12 protein-coding genes are annotated in these 13,552 nt (G+C 72.6%); 5 read left to right on the forward strand and 7 right to left on the reverse strand.

What is annotated here, in order from left to right; translation table 11 throughout:
• Window positions 1–94: 94 nt before the first annotated feature.
• Window positions 95–850 (forward strand): TetR/AcrR family transcriptional regulator, encoded by a 756-nt coding sequence (locus EDD54_RS00695; protein ID WP_165644464.1) that lies wholly within the window; start codon window positions 95–97, stop codon window positions 848–850.
• Here the strand turns inward: EDD54_RS00695 and EDD54_RS00700 are convergent.
• A complete protein-coding gene (locus tag EDD54_RS00700) occupies window positions 777–2,738 on the reverse strand; it encodes an acetoacetate--CoA ligase (RefSeq protein WP_126537516.1) in 1,962 nt (653 codons plus the stop codon). The two genes, EDD54_RS00695 and EDD54_RS00700, sit on opposite strands and share 74 nt — an antisense overlap.
• A gap of 91 nt (window positions 2,739–2,829) precedes the next feature.
• Window positions 2,830–5,184, reverse strand: coding sequence for a heavy metal translocating P-type ATPase (locus tag EDD54_RS00705; RefSeq protein WP_133673942.1), 2,355 nt, complete (start codon window positions 5,182–5,184; stop codon window positions 2,830–2,832).
• A 69-nt stretch (window positions 5,185–5,253) separates the two neighbouring features.
• Here EDD54_RS00705 and EDD54_RS00710 point away from each other — a divergent pair, with 69 nt between their 5' ends.
• Window positions 5,254–5,706: a MerR family transcriptional regulator gene (locus tag EDD54_RS00710; RefSeq protein ID WP_126537514.1), complete on the forward strand. Its 453-nt coding sequence runs from the start codon at window positions 5,254–5,256 to the stop codon at window positions 5,704–5,706.
• On the opposite strand, the gene EDD54_RS00715 is transcribed toward EDD54_RS00710, so the two are convergent.
• Window positions 5,676–5,924 (reverse strand): DUF3297 family protein, encoded by a 249-nt coding sequence (locus tag EDD54_RS00715; RefSeq protein WP_126537512.1) that lies wholly within the window; start codon window positions 5,922–5,924, stop codon window positions 5,676–5,678. The two genes, EDD54_RS00710 and EDD54_RS00715, sit on opposite strands and share 31 nt — an antisense overlap.
• Window positions 5,925–6,093: 169 nt before the next feature.
• A complete protein-coding gene (locus EDD54_RS00720; RefSeq protein WP_126537510.1) occupies window positions 6,094–7,593 on the reverse strand; it encodes a CoA-acylating methylmalonate-semialdehyde dehydrogenase in 1,500 nt (499 codons plus the stop codon).
• A gap of 130 nt (window positions 7,594–7,723) precedes the next feature.
• Between EDD54_RS00720 and EDD54_RS00725 the strand changes: the two genes are divergently transcribed.
• Entirely contained in the window at window positions 7,724–8,608 is an 885-nt protein-coding gene (locus EDD54_RS00725) for a LysR family transcriptional regulator (protein WP_126537508.1), read from the forward strand.
• A gap of 4 nt (window positions 8,609–8,612) precedes the next feature.
• On the opposite strand, the gene EDD54_RS00730 is transcribed toward EDD54_RS00725, so the two are convergent.
• Both EDD54_RS00730 and EDD54_RS00735 read right to left on the reverse strand, forming a co-directional pair.
• Entirely contained in the window at window positions 8,613–9,560 is a 948-nt protein-coding gene (locus EDD54_RS00730) for a hypothetical protein (RefSeq protein ID WP_126537506.1), read from the reverse strand.
• Window positions 9,561–9,630: 70 nt separating this feature from the next.
• Window positions 9,631–10,161 (reverse strand): lysozyme, encoded by a 531-nt coding sequence (locus tag EDD54_RS00735; protein WP_126537504.1) that lies wholly within the window; start codon window positions 10,159–10,161, stop codon window positions 9,631–9,633.
• Window positions 10,162–10,370: 209 nt separating this feature from the next.
• Here EDD54_RS00735 and EDD54_RS00740 point away from each other — a divergent pair, with 209 nt between their 5' ends.
• Window positions 10,371–11,429 carry a dipeptidase gene (locus tag EDD54_RS00740; protein ID WP_126537502.1) on the forward strand — a complete coding sequence of 353 codons (1,059 nt, stop codon included), beginning with the start codon at window positions 10,371–10,373 and terminating at the stop codon, window positions 11,427–11,429.
• 7 nt (window positions 11,430–11,436) lie between these two features.
• On the opposite strand, the gene EDD54_RS00745 is transcribed toward EDD54_RS00740, so the two are convergent.
• On the reverse strand, window positions 11,437–12,681 hold the full coding sequence (locus EDD54_RS00745) for an NAD(P)/FAD-dependent oxidoreductase (protein WP_126537500.1): 1,245 nt from the start codon (window positions 12,679–12,681) through the stop codon (window positions 11,437–11,439).
• 153 nt (window positions 12,682–12,834) lie between these two features.
• Here EDD54_RS00745 and EDD54_RS00750 point away from each other — a divergent pair, with 153 nt between their 5' ends.
• Window positions 12,835–13,470: an SGNH/GDSL hydrolase family protein gene (locus EDD54_RS00750; RefSeq protein WP_126537498.1), complete on the forward strand. Its 636-nt coding sequence runs from the start codon at window positions 12,835–12,837 to the stop codon at window positions 13,468–13,470.
• Window positions 13,471–13,552: the final 82 nt, after the last annotated feature.

A 13,552-nucleotide genomic window follows, 5' to 3' on the forward strand; every position in this document is an offset into this window, starting at 1 on the left:
TTACGTCGGAGTGCCTAACGAACCGACGACCGAGTTGCGAAACCAGTGGGTTTCCGTATTGACAGGAAACGGATCGGTTTCCAAATGTCAAGCCATGACGACCCGACCGCCATCACGACTTCCGGAGCGCCGTCCCGCCGGCCGTCCGCCGACGCTGCCGGACGACGAGCGTCGTGCGCGCATCCACGCCGCAGCCGAGACGCTCTTCGTCGAAAAGGGCTACGCCGCCACCAGCATGGACGACGTCGCCCGCGCCTGCGGCATGTCGAAGAAGACGATCTACCGCCTGTTCGACCACAAGCAGTCGCTGTTCGCCGCCATCGTCGACGAGGCGATCGACGGCCTGCCCGCGCACGATCTCGGCGAGGACGCCTCCCGGCTCGACGGCGCGGCGCTGCTCGGCCGCGTCCTCCTCGACCTCGCGACCATGCTGCTGCACCCCCGTCGCATGGCGATCGCCCGCCTCGTCGTCGCGGAGGGGCCGCAGGCGCCGGAACTCGCCGAGAGTCTCGAGGCGCGCGGGATCGTCCGCGCCGACGCCGTGCTCGCCGACGCCCTGGCCGCGCTCCACCGGCGCGGGTTGATCGCCGGTCCCGTCGACGACGAGCTCCGCGACATCCTGCTCGGCGCCGTCGTCGGTGACCTCGCCTTCATGGTGATGGCCGGGCTCGCCGCGCCGCCTGCGGCGGACGTCCTCGAGGCCCGTGTCGCCCGCGTCCTCGCGCTGGTGGGACCTGCGCTGTTCGGTCGATCCCGGACGCGGGCCGGGGGGGCCGTCAGGTGGCGAGTTCGGGCAAGTCGCGGAAGAGCTCCAGCGCCTCCGGGTTCGCCAGCGCCTCGCGGTTCTTGACGGTGCGGCCGGCGACGACGTCGCGCACGGCGAGTTCGGTGATCTTGCCGGACTTGGTCCGCGGGATGTCGGCGACGGCGACGATCTTCGCCGGCACGTGCCGCGGCGAGGCGCCGGCGCGGATCCGCTCGCGGATGCGGCGGTCGAGCGCGGCGTCCAGCGTCGCGCCGGGCGCGAGCCGCACGAACAGGATGACGCGGACGTCGCCGGCGAAGTCCTGGCCGATCGCCAGCGCTTCGACCACCTCGGGGATCTGCTCGACCTCGGCGTAGATCTCCGCGGTGCCGATCCGCACGCCGCCCGGGTTCAGCGTCGCGTCGGAGCGGCCGTGGATCACCAGCCCGCCGTGCGCCGTCGTCTCGGCGAAGTCGCCGTGGCACCAGACGCCCGGGAAGCGCTCGAAATAGGCGGCGCGGTATTTCGCGCCGTCCGGATCGTTCCAGAAGCCGAGCGGCATCGTCGGGAATGGCTTGACGCAGACCAGTTCGCCCTTCTCGCCGACCGGGGCGCGCCGGCCGTCGTCCGTCCACACCTCGACGGCCATGCCGAGGCCGGGGCCTTGGATCTCGCCCTTGAAGACCGGGCGGGTCGGGTCGCCGAGCACGAAGCTGGAGACGATGTCGGTGCCCCCCGAGATCGAGGCGAGGTGCAGGTCCGTCTTGATGTCGCGGTACACGAAGTCGAAGCTCTCCGGGGCGAGCGGCGACCCGGTCGAGGCGAGCGCCCGGACGGTGCCGAGCCGGAAGCGCTCGCGCGGCACCAGGCCGGACTTCTTCACCGCGTCGATGTACTTGGCCGAGGTGCCGAACAGGGTCGTGCCCTCGGCGTCGGCATAGTCGAACAGCACCTCGGGGCCGGGGTGGAACGGCGAGCCGTCGTAGAGCAGCAGCGTCGCCCCGCGCGACAGCGCGGAGACCAGCCAGTTCCACATCATCCAGCCGAGGGTGGTGAAGTAGAACACCCGGTCGCCCGGCCGGGTGTCGGCGTGCAGGGCGTGTTCCTTGAGATGCTGCAGCAGCACGCCGCCGGCGCGGTGGACGATGCACTTCGGCACGCCCGTCGTGCCGGAGGAGTAGAGGATGTAGAGCGGGTGGTCGAACGGCAGCCGCTCGAATTTCGGCCGTCTCGCCTCGAAAGGCGCCAGGAAGGCCGGGAGGGTGGTCGCCCGGGGCAGGCCGGTGGCGAGCGTTTCGGCCTCGCCCAGGATGTCGAGCACGACGACCGTTCGCGCGGAGGGCAACTGCGGCACGATCTCGCCGAGCTTGTCGCCGATCGGGCAGCGCTTGCCGGCGTACCAGTAACCGTCGACCGTGAAGAGCACCTTCGGCTCGATCTGGCCGAAGCGGTCGAGCACGCCGCGCGGGCCGAAGTCCGGCGACGCGGACGACCAGACAGCGCCGATGGAGCTGGCGGCGAGCATGGCCGCGACGGCTTCGGGCACGTTCGGCAGGAGGCCCGCGACCCTGTCGCCGACGCCGACGCCGGCCGCGACGAGCGCCTGCTGAAGCCGCGACACGAGCGCGGCGAGGTCGCCCCACGACAGGCGTCCCGTCGCCTTGTCCTCGGCGCGGAACACGACGGCGTCGTCTTCGGGCGCGCCCGGCCGGGCGAGCAGATTCTCGGCGAAGTTCAGCGTGGCGTCCGGGAAGAATCGGGCGCCGGGCATCCGGTCGCCGTCGACGAGACGGCGTTCGCCCTTGTCGCCGACCACGCCGCAGAAGTCCCAGACCGCTTCCCAGAACGCGGCCGGCTCGGCGATCGACCACGCGTGCAGCGCGACGCCGTCGGAAAGCGGGATCCCGAACCGCTCCGCGCAGAAGCCGCGGAACGCCGTCATCGCCGTCGCGGCCGCCCGTTCCGGCGAGGGGCTCCAGAGCAGTTCCGCCATGTTCTCCCGTCCCGTCCCGCTGCCGCGCCTCGCCCGGCGCGGCCCAGCATGGCCTTGCCGGGTGTCGCAGGGCAAGCGCCGCCGGCCGATTTCACGCCTCGCCGCGCCAGCCGAGCAGGCGCATGGCGTTGGCGGTCACGATCACCGTGGCGCCGGTGTCGGCGAGGATCGCCGGCCAGAGGCCGGTGACGCCGGCGACGGTCGTGACCAGGAACACCGCCTTCAGGCCGAGGGCGATCGTGATGTTCTGTCGGATGTTGGCCATGGTCGCCCGCGACAGCCGGATCATCGCGGCGACGTCGCCGACCCGGCCGTGAAGAACCGCGGCGTCGGCGGTCTCGAGCGCGACGTCGGTGCCACCGCCCATGGCGATGCCGACGTCGGCGGCGGCGAGCGCCGGCGCGTCGTTGATGCCGTCGCCGACCTTGCCGACCCGCCTCCCGCCGGCCTGGAGTTCGCGGACGATGCGCTGCTTGTCGGCGGGCAGCAGTTCGGCGCGGTGGTCGATCCCGAGCGTCGCCGCCACCGCCGCGGCGGTGCGGGCGTTGTCGCCGGTCAGCATCACCGGCGCGACGCCGGCCGCCTTCAGCGCGTCGAGCCCGCGGCGGGCGTCGGCGCGCGGCTCGTCGCGCATGGCGATCCAGCCGGCGACCCGGCCGTCGCGGACCACTACCGCGACCGACTTGCCCTCGCCGCCGCGGGCCGCGAAGGCGTCGCGCTCGGCCGCGCCGACGACGCCGATGGCTTCCGCCGCGGCCGGCGAGATCAACTGGACCTCGACGCCGTCCACCGTCCCGCGGACGCCCTTGCCGGGCAGGGCGGCGACCGCGCCGGCGGCGGGGACGGCGATGCCGTCGGCGGCGGCACGGGCGAGGATCGCGACCGCGAGCGGGTGGCTCGACCCGGCCTCGAGTGCGGCGGCGAGCGCGAGCACGTCCGGCACCCTGGCGTCGCCGACCGCCGCGACGTCGGTCACCACCGGCCGGCCCTCGGTCAGAGTGCCGGTCTTGTCGAGCGCGACCGTGGTCAGGCGCCCGACCTGTTCCAGCACCGCACCGCCCTTCATCAAGAGGCCGCGGCGGGCGCCGGCGGCGAGTCCGGCCGCGATCGCGGCCGGCGTCGAGATCACAAGCGCGCAGGGGCAGCCGATCAGCAGGATGGCCAAGCCCTTGTAGACCCAGGCGTTCCAGTCGCCGCCAGCGACCAGCGGCGGCAGCACCGCCACCGCCGTCGCCACCGCGACGACACCCGGCGTGTACCAACGCGCGAACCGGTCGATGAAGCGCTCGGTCGGCGCCTTGGCCTCCTGCGCCTCCTCGACCAGACGGACCACGCGGGCGATGGTGTTGTCCGCGGCGGCCGCGGTGACGCGGACGCGCAGGAGGCCCTCGCCGTTGATCGTGCCGGCGAAGACGGGATCGCCGACGGTCTTGGCCTTCGGCACGCTCTCGCCGGTCACCGGGGCCTCGTCGACCGCGCTCGCCCCCTCGACGATCGCGCCGTCGGCGGCGATCCGGTCGCCGGGCCGGACCGCGATCACCGCGCCGACGGCGAGATCGGCCGCCGGCACCTCGACGAGTGCGCCGTCGCGCTCGAGCCGTGCCGTCGCCGGCACCAGGGCCGCGAGGCCGCGGATCGACGCCCGCGCCCGTGCCGCCGCGACGCCCTCCAGCACCTCGCCGACCAGGAACAGGAACACCACCGCCGCCGCCTCCTCGGCGGCGCCGATGACGACGGCACCGACCGCGGCGATCGTCATCAGCATCTCGATCGAGAAGGGTGAGCCGTAGCGGGCGGCGACGACCGCCCGCCGCGCGATCGGCACCAGTCCGACCGCAAGCGCCGCCAGGAACGCCCACGGTCCGACCGCCGGGGCGAGGTGGCCGAGGGCGTAGGCGAGCGCGAGGGCGGCACCGCAGGCGATCGCCAGCCGCGCCTTGGCCGACGCCCACCACGGGCCGTCCGAGGGGCCGTGGTCGTGGCCGTGGAGGCCGGCGGCGACAGTGGGCGAGGGGGGGGACGGGGTGTGATGGGTGTGGCTATGGGCTTGGCGTGGCGCGTGATTTTCGTGTCGGCCACCATGGTCATGGTCATGGTCATGGTCATGGGCGTGGCGGTGCCCGTGATCGTTTCCGGCACCGTGGTGGTGATCGTGCCCGTGGTCGTGCCCGGCGCAGCAGCCTTCGGCCGCCGGCGCCGCCGGCCGGGTCGCGGCGGGGCGCGCGGCCACCGGCATCACCGGATAGCCGAGGCGGGTGATCGTGGCGGCGAGGCCGTCGAGGTCGGCATCGCCGGCGTGGGTCACGGTCATCGACGCGGCCGTGACCGAGACGGTGACATCCTCGACGCCGCCGAAGCGGCGGGCGGCGGTCTCCACCTTCAGGGCGCAGCCGGCGCAGTCCATGCCCTCGACTCGGAAGCGCGTCTTCGTGGTCGGTGCGGTCATGTCCGGGGTCCTTGCGGTTCGCATGGAGCGACCCTAGATCCTCCAGCGACTAGAGGAGCAAGACCGAAAATGACAGGCCCGGTTCCGATCGGCGAGGCCGCACGCGTGAGCGGGGTGAAGGTGCCGACCATCCGCTACTACGAGGAGGTCGGGCTCCTGCCCGAGCCCCCGCGCACGGAGGGCAATCGCCGGCTCTACGGCGACAAGCATTTGAAAAGGCTGGCGTTCATCCGCCACGCCCGCGAGCTCGGCTTCGAGGTCGACGCGATCCGCACGCTGCTCGACCTCCAGGACGATCCCGGCCAGTCCTGTTCGCCGGCCGATTCGATCGCGAGGGTCCGGCTCCGCGACGTCGAGGCCAGGATCGCGCGGCTGACCGCGCTGAAGGCCGAACTCGAACGGATGATCGCCGGTTGCTGTGCCGGCACGGTGGCGGATTGCCGGGTGATCGAGGCGCTCGCCGGCGACCACCCGCATCCCGCAGGTCCGGGTCAGGCCTCGTCGGCGCTGTCCTTCAAATAGGGCTCGACCCGGCCTTTCAGCTTCAGCGTCAAGGGGTTGCCGCGGCGGTCGCGGGCGGTGCCAGCGGCGACGCGGATCCAGCCCTCGCTGACGCAGTATTCCTCGACGTTGGTCTTCTCGGTGCCGTTGAAGCGGATGCCGACGCCGCGCTGCAACAGCTCGGAATCGTGGAACGGGCTCGACGGATCGGAGGAGAGACGGTCGGGAAGCTCGGCCATGGGGCCCTCGCGCGGTTGGGGACGGGTGGACGGATCGGCGATCCCTTTAGCCGTCGCCGCCGCCATTGCCAACCATTCGTCAACCGACCGACAACCGATCGCCAACACGGGGCGGGCCGCGGCGTCGTCCGCCGCGGCCCGCCCCGGTCGCCGGTCCGGTCGACCCGTATCACTTCATCGTCGGCATCACGAAATCGGCGCCGGCGCGGATACCGGTCGGCCAGCGGCTCGTGATCGTCTTCAGCCGGGTGTAGAAGCGGACGCCTTCGGGACCGTGCATGTGGTGGTCGCCGAACAGCGACGCCTTCCAACCGCCGAAGGAGTGGAACGCCATCGGCACCGGGATCGGCACGTTGACGCCGACCATGCCGACCTGGATCTGGTGCGCGAACTCGCGGGCGGCGTCGCCGTCGCGGGTGAAGATGGCGGTGCCGTTGCCGAACTCGTGCTCGTTGATCCAGCGCGCGGCGGTCTCGAAGCTGTCGGCGCGGGCGACCGAGAGCACCGGCCCGAAGATCTCCTCGCGGTAGATCTTCATGTCGGTGGTGACCCGGTCGAACAGGGTGCCGCCGATGAAGTAACCGTCCTCGTAGCCCTGCATCTTGAAGCCGCGGCCGTCGACCACCAGTTCGGCGCCCTCGGCGACGCCGGCGTCGACGTAGCCGCGGACGCGGTCGAGGTGCTGGCGGGTGACGAGCGGGCCCATCTCCGCCTCGGGATCGGTGCCCGGGCCGATCTTGAGCGCGCGCACCCGCGGCTCCAGCTTGGCGACCAGCGCGTCGGCGGTCTCCTCGCCGACCGGCACCGCCACCGAGATCGCCATGCAGCGCTCGCCGGCCGAGCCGTAGGCGGCGCCCATCAGGGCGTCGACGGCCTGGTCGAGATCGGCGTCGGGCATGACGATCATGTGGTTCTTGGCGCCGCCGAGCGCCTGGGCGCGCTTTCCGTGCGCGGCGGCGGTGGCGTAGATATAGCGGGCGATCGGGGTCGAGCCGACGAAGGAGATCGCCTGGACGTCCGGGTCGATCAGGAGCGCGTCGACCGCCTCCTTGTCGCCGTGGACGACGTTGAAGACGCCGGCGGGCAGGCCGGCCTCGGTCAGCCAGTCGGCGATCAGAAGCGAGGCGGAGGGATCGCGCTCGGACGGCTTCAGCACGAAGCAGTTGCCGCAGGCGAGCGCCACCGGGAACATCCACATCGGCACCATCGCCGGGAAGTTGAACGGCGTGATGCCGGCGACGACGCCGAGCGGCTGGCGCATCGAGTGGCTGTCGACCCGGGTGCCGACGTTCTCGGTGACCTCGCCCTTGAGGAGCTGCGGGATGCCGGTGGCGAACTCCACCACCTCCATGCCGCGCTGCACCTCGCCGAGCGCGTCGGACAGCACCTTGCCGTGCTCGGCGGTGATCGCGGCGGCGAGTTCGCCGGCACGCTCCTCGAGGATGCGCAGGAAGCGGTTGAGGATGCGGGCGCGGCGCAGCGGCGTCGTCGCCGCCCAGCCCGGGAAGGCCGCCTTGGCGGCGGCGACCACGCCGGCCACCTCGGCCGTGGACGCCAGCGGCACCGTGCCGGTGCGCTCGCCGGTCGCCGGGTCGAACACCGGCGCCTCGCGCCCACCGTTGCCGGCCACGCGCCGGCCGTTGACGTAGTGATCGATCGCCTTGACCATCGCCGCTCTCCCGCTTCGGCGCGCCCTGCCGGCGGCCGTGATGGCGAGCGTTGTCGCGCTTCATTCGGTGCACAGCAACGTGCTATTCTGCGGATCAATTGTGCGTGGATCGTAGAACGAGGCACCGGCGATGGACTGGAACAACCTCGCCGTCTTCCTGGCGGTCGCCCGCGAGGGACAGGTGCTCGGCGCCGCGCGCCGGCTCGGCCTCAACCATGCCACCGTCGCCCGCCGCCTGGACGCGCTGGAGACGGATCTCGGCGCCCCGCTGTTCGACCGCGGTCCCGCCGGCTCGGTGCTGACCGAGGCCGGCGAGCGGCTGCTGCCCTATGCCGAGCGCATCGAGACGGAGGCGCTGAACGCCGCCTCGGCCCTGACTCGCGACGCGGCGGCGGTGGCCGGCACCGTCCGCGTCGGCGCGCCGGACGGCCTCGGCACGCTGGTGCTCGCCCGCATCCTCGGCGAGCTCGCCCGCGACCACCCGGACCTCGTGGTCGAACTGGTGCCGCTGCCCAGGGTGTTCTCGCTGTCGCGCCGCGAGGCCGACGTCGCCATCGCCCTCGACGCGCCGGCCGAGGGCCGGGCGGTGGTGGCGCGCCTGACCGACTACACGCTGTCGGTCTACGCGGCGGGGTCCTATCTCGGCGCCGCCGGCACGCCGGCCGGGCTCGACGACCTTTCCGGCCACGTCGTCGTCACCGGCGTCGACGACTTCGTCTACACCGCCGCTCTCGACTACGGCGCGACGCTCGGCAGCCGCGCCCGCCGGCAGTTCCGCTGCGCCGGCGTGGTCGGTCAGCTGGAAGCGGTCCGTGCCGGCGCCGGCATCGGCATCCTCCACGACTTCGCCGCCGCCGACCACCCGGACCTCGTCCGCGTGCTGCCCGAGGTGCAGTTCCGCCGCAGCTACTTCCTGCTCACCCACCCCGACACCCACGACCTCCGCCGCGTCGCGGTGGTCCGCCGCTTCCTCACCGAGCGCATCCGGGCGGAGCGGGGGCGGTTCCTGCGGTGAGGGTTCATTTCGCGGCCTGCGTCGACGCCTCCAGTCGCGTCAGCTGGTCCGGCAGCAGCCGTTCGGAGAAGCCGGCGACGAAACTCCAGACCAGGAGCTTGGCGAAGTCGAAGGTCGGGAGATTGTAACCGAGGTCCTTGAAGACGAAGGCCAGCTTCTCAGGCGCGGTGGGGAAGAGTTCGCCGCCGATCAGCTTCGAGACGACGAGGAGGTAGAGGATCGCAGCCGCGATGGATCCGATGAACAATCTTACCGTGATCGCCCAGGCGGCGAAGTCCTGCTCGATGAGGTCGTAGTCGAGGGTCGCGGCCTTGGCCTGGAACGAGGCGATCCGGGAAAAGAAGGCTCCGAGCGCTCCGAAGTAGATCACGGCCGGTATGTGCCAGGTGGCGACGCCTTTGTCCTCGACGCACATGAAGGCGACGACGACCACGATCAGGATCGCCAACAGGACGGCTCCGAAATTGTTCATGCGCTTGGCGGCGATCCGGCGCATCCTCCGATCGAGGCCGCGCTTGATATAGCGGAAGTGGAGGTCGTCGAGTAGCGAAAGGTAGACGGCGCGCCGGCCGTCCGGCGTCGTGTCCGCGAGGTAGGCCTTCTTCAATTCCTCGTGCGACGTGACGCCGAGCTTCGCCGCTTCGACGAAGCGCTTCGTGGCTTCCGAGGTGACGAGCTTGTCCGGAATGTAGCGCCCGAGCCGCTGCTCGGCCTCGTAGAGACGTTCCCAGGTCCGTTCCGGCGACTTGCCGCCGTCGGCGGCCCTGTCGGCGATCAGCGCGTCGATCTTGCCGTCTTTGGGAAGGCCGTTCCTGTTCTTGGACGCATCGGAGGAATTGTGCGCGTCGTTGAGAACGGAGAGCTGGATCCGGTAGGCCTCCCAGAGGGCCAACTGGTTGTCCTGCGCGGTCACGCGGGACGAAGATAACGTGAACCATTTCAGCAGATCCATGACGTCCCTCCCACGTCTTGCCGCCGTCGCTCGAATGCCCCGACCGGCCCCCGCCGATCGCCCCGGCCGCTCATATCACCCCGTCCGCGAGCACCACCTCCCGCCCGGCGCTCCACTGCACCCGTCCCTCCGCGTCGGCGGGGTAGACCGTGGCGCGGCCGCCGTTCGAGTAGAGGCCCTCGCGGAAGAGGCGCTGTTCCTTCTGGCGGCGCGGCACGATCTCGGGCGGCTTGCGCCAGTTCATGAAGAGGTCGGCGGCGCGGGCGCGGTCGCCGGCGTTGAGGGCGTCGACGAGTTCGGCACGGCCGATGCCGCCGGTGTTGAAATGGAACGAGACGAGGGCGTCGAATTCGGTGGCGCTCACCGGCACGGTCACGGCGGCGCGGACGTCGGCCTCGTAGCGGGCGACGTCGTGGCGGAACAGGGCGCTGACGGCGGCGAGGCTCATCGGCGCCGTCACCGTCGCCGGGTCGGGCGGCCCGGCGGCCGCGGTGTGGCCGACCCCGACGGTCCAGATCCCCTTGCTGTCGCGGTAGCGCGTCAGCACGATCGCCTCGTGGCCGATCAGCTCGCGCAACCCGGCGTCCGACATCACGCGCATCGGCCGTCTCCCCCCGAAGGCCCGGCACGGCTCCGAGACTGTGTACGTCGAGCATCGCACGCTTTCCGCGTGCAATCAACGGTCGCGACGGCCCCTCGCTTTTGCGGCTTCCCGGCGGGGGCGCTCCCGTGCCACCTTGCCGATCCCCCGCCGGCGCAGCCGTCGCCGGCCCGTCCCCTTCCGGAACAGCGGCCCCGAGTTTTCCACCGATGACCGATCTCGTCCCCGTCTTCGACGGCCACAACGACGTCCTCCTCCGTCTCTGCGGCCGGCGCGCCCCCGCCGGCGAGATCGCCTTCCTCGACGGCACCGCCGATGGCCAGCTCGACCTGCCGCGCGCCCGTGCCGGCGGCTTCGTCGGCGGCTTCTTCGCGATCTTCCCGCCGTCGCCGGCCTCGCTCGACTTCACCGCCTTCGAGACGCCCGACGGCCTCGACGTGCCGCTGCCCGAGCCGCTGGCGATCGGCGAGGCGCGCGTCTCGACGCTGGCGATGGTGTCGCTGATGCTGCGGATCGAGCGCGAGTCGGCCGGGCGGGTCCGGATCTGCCGCGACGGCGCGGCGCTGCGCACGGCCATCGCCGACGGCGCGCTCGCCGTGATCCTGCACGTGGAGGGCGCCGAGGCGATCGACCCGGACCTCGCCATGCTCGACGTGCTGCACGCCGCCGGACTGCGCTCGCTCGGGCCGGTGTGGAGCCGGCCGAACATCTTCGGCCACGGCGTGCCGTTCCGCTTTCCCTCCTCGCCCGACACCGGCCCCGGCCTCACCGACGCCGGCAAGCGGCTGGTGCGCGCCTGCAACCGCTTGAAGATCCTGGTCGATCTCAGCCACATGAACGAGAAGGGCTTCTGGGACGTCGCCGCGCTCTCCGACGCGCCGCTGGTCGCGACCCATTCCAACGTGCACGCCGTGACGCCGACCGCGCGCAACCTGACCGACCGCCAGCTCGACGCCATCGCCGAACGCCGCGGCGTCGTCGGGCTCAACTTCGCGACGTCCTTCCTGCGCGGCGACGGCCGGATGTCGACCGCGACCTCGCTCGACTGGATGCTCCGTCACCTCGACGCGCTGCTGGCGCGGCTCGGCGAGCACGGCGTCGCCTTCGGCTCCGACTTCGACGGCGCCGAGGTGCCGGAAGCGATCGGCACCGTCGCCGGCCTGCCGGTGCTGATCGAGGCCATGCGCGCCCACGGCTACGGCGAGACGCTGATCCGCCGGATCGCCTGCGACAATTGGCTGGACGTCGTCGCCCGCACGATCGGGTGAGGCGCCTTCAGCGCCCGAACCGGGACGGCGCGTAGGGGGCGGGGTCGACCACCGTCGGCCCGCCGGTCATCATCTCCGCGAGCAGGCGGCCGGTGACCGGTCCGAGGGTGAAGCCGTGGTGGGCGTGGCCGAAGGCGAACCACAGCCCGGCGTGGCGCGGCGCCTCGCCGATCACCGGCCGCATGTCGGGCAGGGCGGGGCGGCGGCCGAGCCAGGGCGTCGCGTCGACCCGGGCGCCGAGGCCGACGACCTCGCGGGCGCGCGGCTCGCAGCGCTCGAGCTGGCGGTAATCCGGCGGAGCGTCGCGGTCGGCGAACTCGACGCCGGTGGTCAGGCGGATGCCGCGCGTCATCGGCGCCAGCACGTAGCCGACGTCGGCGTCGAGCACCGGGCGGACGAGGCCGGGCGCGGCGGCCGGGGCGTAGTGCATGTGGTAGCCGCGCTTGACGGCGAGCGGGAAGCGATAGCCGAGCGCGGCGAAGACGTCGTTCGACCACGGCCCGAGCGCCACCACAGCGGCGCCGGCGAGGCCCGGACCGTCGTCGGTCTCGAACCGGACATCGCCGCGCCCGACGGCGAGGCTGCGGGCGTCGCCGCGGGAAAAGCGGCCGCCGCGGGCGAGGAACAGGTCGGCGTAGGCGCGCGTCGCCGCGGCCGGATCCGGCACGCTGACCGGGTCGCGCCAGTGGATGCCGCCGACGAAGGCGTCCTTCAGCTGCGGTTCGGCCGCCTTCAAGGCGGCGGGATCCATGACGTCGAAGGCGAGGCCGTGGCGCTCGAGCGCGCGCGCCTCGGCGACGGCGTCCGCGAGGCTCGCCGGCGAGCGGTAGCCCTCGATCCAGCCGGTCCGCCGCATGGTCGGGAGCGTGCCGGCGTCGGCGGCGAGGGCGTCGTGCTCGGCGACCGAACGCTCGATCAGCGGCAGCATCGCCGCGGCGGCCTCGGCGAGGCGGGCCGGGGCGGAGTGGCGCCAGTAGGAGAACAGCCAGCCGCCGATCTTCGGCAGGAAGGCCGGGTCGTAGCGCCCGTCGATCCGGCGGCCGAGGGCGTAGCCGACCAGCGCGGCCGGATCGCGCGGGAAGGCGTAGGGGATCACGCTCGACCGCTCGATCAGCCCGGCGTTGCCGGAGCTGGTCTCGGCGGCGACGCCGGTGCGGTCGACGAGGAGCACACTGCGGCCGCGCGCCTGGAGATGCAGCGCGGCCGAGACGCCGACGATGCCCGCGCCGAAGACGACGACGTCCGTTGTCATGTGCGAGTGTCCGGATGGGCCGGGCCGGACGGCGCGGCGGTGGCGGGTATCGGTCCGCCATACACCGCGGCGGGGCGCCGCGGAACGGGAAAACGTGCTAGGGCGGGATCGGAGCGCCGCGAGGACGGCGCCCGCCGGAGGAGACGCGCGACCATGGCCGACCCGAAGACGATCCTCGCCTATGGCGACAGCAACACCTGGGGCTGCGTGCCGATGAACGGTCCGGACGACGGCCGCCGCTTCCCGATCGAGGTGCGCTGGCCGACGGTCGCCGCCGCCCGGCTGGGGCCCGGCTTCGCGATCGCCGCCGAGGGCCTCAACGGCCGCACCACCTGCCTCGACGATCCGATCGAGGGCCGTCACAAGAACGGCGAGACCTTCTTCCCGGTGGCGCTCGAGACCCACGCCCCGCTCGCCGGCGTGGTGATCGTCCTCGGCACCAACGACCTCAAGGCCCGCTTCGGCCTGCCCGCCAGCGACATCGCCGCCGGCGCCGGCCGGCTGGTGGCGATCGCGAAGGCGTACGGCGTTCCGAAGATCCTGCTGGTCGCGCCGGCGCCGCTGACGACACTCGGCTGGCTCGCCGAGATGTTCGCGGGCGGCGAGGAGACGTCGCGCGGGTTCGCCGCCGCCTACGCCGCGGTCGCCGCCCGACACGGCGTCGACTTCCTCGACGCCGGCGCGGTGGTGGCGTCGAGCCCGGTCGACGGCATCCACCTCGACGCCGAGGCGCAAGTCGCGCTCGGGCGGGCGATCGGCGACAAGCTCGCCGCCATGGTCGCGGCCTGAGCCGTTAGGCGAACGGTTACGGCGTTTCGCTTAGATTGATCCCACGATGGGGCCCCCGCGCGCCCCGCCAGGAGCGAGATCG

The organism is Oharaeibacter diazotrophicus, from assembly GCF_004362745.1.
GTDB classification, from domain to species: domain Bacteria; phylum Pseudomonadota; class Alphaproteobacteria; order Rhizobiales; family Pleomorphomonadaceae; genus Oharaeibacter; species Oharaeibacter diazotrophicus.

What these genes read in the sequence shown, in the direction of transcription:
- EDD54_RS00695 (WP_165644464.1), top strand. Translation starts at nt 95, where the DNA reads ATGACGACCCGACCGCCATCACGACTTCCGGAGCGCCGTCCCGCCGGC.
- EDD54_RS00700 (WP_126537516.1), bottom strand. Translation starts at nt 2,738, where the DNA reads ATGGCGGAACTGCTCTGGAGCCCCTCGCCGGAACGGGCGGCCGCGACG.
- EDD54_RS00705 (WP_133673942.1), bottom strand. Translation starts at nt 5,184, where the DNA reads ATGACCGCACCGACCACGAAGACGCGCTTCCGAGTCGAGGGCATGGAC.
- EDD54_RS00710 (WP_126537514.1), top strand. Translation starts at nt 5,254, where the DNA reads ATGACAGGCCCGGTTCCGATCGGCGAGGCCGCACGCGTGAGCGGGGTG.
- EDD54_RS00715 (WP_126537512.1), bottom strand. Translation starts at nt 5,924, where the DNA reads ATGGCCGAGCTTCCCGACCGTCTCTCCTCCGATCCGTCGAGCCCGTTC.
- EDD54_RS00720 (WP_126537510.1), bottom strand. Translation starts at nt 7,593, where the DNA reads ATGGTCAAGGCGATCGATCACTACGTCAACGGCCGGCGCGTGGCCGGC.
- EDD54_RS00725 (WP_126537508.1), top strand. Translation starts at nt 7,724, where the DNA reads ATGGACTGGAACAACCTCGCCGTCTTCCTGGCGGTCGCCCGCGAGGGA.
- EDD54_RS00730 (WP_126537506.1), bottom strand. Translation starts at nt 9,560, where the DNA reads ATGGATCTGCTGAAATGGTTCACGTTATCTTCGTCCCGCGTGACCGCG.
- EDD54_RS00735 (WP_126537504.1), bottom strand. Translation starts at nt 10,161, where the DNA reads ATGCGCGTGATGTCGGACGCCGGGTTGCGCGAGCTGATCGGCCACGAG.
- EDD54_RS00740 (WP_126537502.1), top strand. Translation starts at nt 10,371, where the DNA reads ATGACCGATCTCGTCCCCGTCTTCGACGGCCACAACGACGTCCTCCTC.
- EDD54_RS00745 (WP_126537500.1), bottom strand. Translation starts at nt 12,681, where the DNA reads ATGACAACGGACGTCGTCGTCTTCGGCGCGGGCATCGTCGGCGTCTCG.
- EDD54_RS00750 (WP_126537498.1), top strand. Translation starts at nt 12,835, where the DNA reads ATGGCCGACCCGAAGACGATCCTCGCCTATGGCGACAGCAACACCTGG.